The following is a 1,222-nucleotide window of genomic DNA, read 5'->3' as shown; positions in this document are numbered from 1 at the left end:
TCGTGCCGGCGACCTCGGCACCGGCGGCTTGCCAGCGCGCCACCACACCCGGATGCGGATGACCGAAGCGGTTGCCGTAGGCCGCCGACACCAGCACCAGCCGCGCACCGGTGGCGGCGACGAAGGCCGGCTGCGAGGAATGCGCGCTGCCATGGTGCGGCGCCACCACGACGTCGGCGCGCAGCGCCTGCGGCGCCTCGCGCAGCAGCGTGCGCTCGACCACGTCGCCGATGTCGCCGGCCAGCAACAGCGCGCCATGCGCGGTCTCCACGCGCAGCACACAGCTGGATTCGTTGCGCAGATACGGAAAGTGCTGCGCCGGATGCAGGAACCAGAACCGCACGCCATCCCATTCCCAGGCATCGCCGGTCACGCAGGCCCGGTCCACCGGCAACGGCGCACCAGCCGGGGCCTGGACCAGGCCGATCGGCAGCGCCGCGCGCACCGCGCCCAGGCCGCCGGCGTGGTCGTTGTCGCCATGACTGATCACCGCGCGATCCAGCCGCGCCACGCCAAGCGCATGCAGCGCCGGGACCACCACCCGTTCGCCAGCGTCGTAGCCGTCCTCCACCGCCGGCCCGGTGTCGTACAGCAGTTGATGGTGGGCGGTGCGGACCAGCAACGACAGGCCCTGCCCCACGTCGAACATCACCAGATCGACCTCGCCCGGTCGCGGTCGCTCCAGCGGCGGCCACAGCAAGGGCAACCACAGCAGCGCCGCCAGCGGCTTGCCCGGCACCGCGCGCGGCAGCAGCAGCCAGAACGCGCCCAGCAAGGCCAGCGGCAGCGCCCAGTCGCGCGCCTCCGGCAACCAGCGCAGGGCGAAGCGGCTCTCGCCCAGGGCGACGAACAACGGCCAGGTCAGGTCGAAGCAGGCTGCGGCCAGGCGCCACAGCCAGGCCCCGGCGCCGGCATGCAACGCCTCCAGCGCGGTACCAAGCAAGGCCAACGGCACCACCACCAGGCTCCACCACGGGATCGCCAGCAGGTTGGCCAGCGGCCCGACCACGGAGGCCTGCCCGAACAGCATCGTGCTCACCGGCAGCAGGCCGACCGTGGCCACGCCTTGCGCGGTCAGGAAGCTGCGTAGCGTCTCGCGCCAGCCACGACCGGCATCGGGCATGCACCAGGCCAGCCAGGCGACGCCGAGGAAGCTCAGCCAGAAGCCGGCCGAGAGTACTGCCAGCGGGTCGCAGAGCAGCATGGCGATCGCCGCCAGCGC

Annotated in this window: 1 protein-coding gene; it reads right to left on the bottom strand. The window is 72.8% G+C overall.

Features of this window, described 5'->3' with window-relative positions:
* On the bottom strand, window positions 1-1,222 hold a 1,222-nt coding region (locus D183_RS0120940; protein ID WP_017910720.1), incomplete at both ends, for a DNA internalization-related competence protein ComEC/Rec2.

The sequence above is a fragment of the Xanthomonas sp. SHU 199 genome, from assembly GCF_000364665.1.
Lineage (GTDB): Bacteria > Pseudomonadota > Gammaproteobacteria > Xanthomonadales > Xanthomonadaceae > Xanthomonas_A > Xanthomonas_A sontii.
The sequence above is the reverse complement of the archived record's forward strand: the minus strand, read 5'-3'. Positions and strand labels throughout refer to the sequence as shown.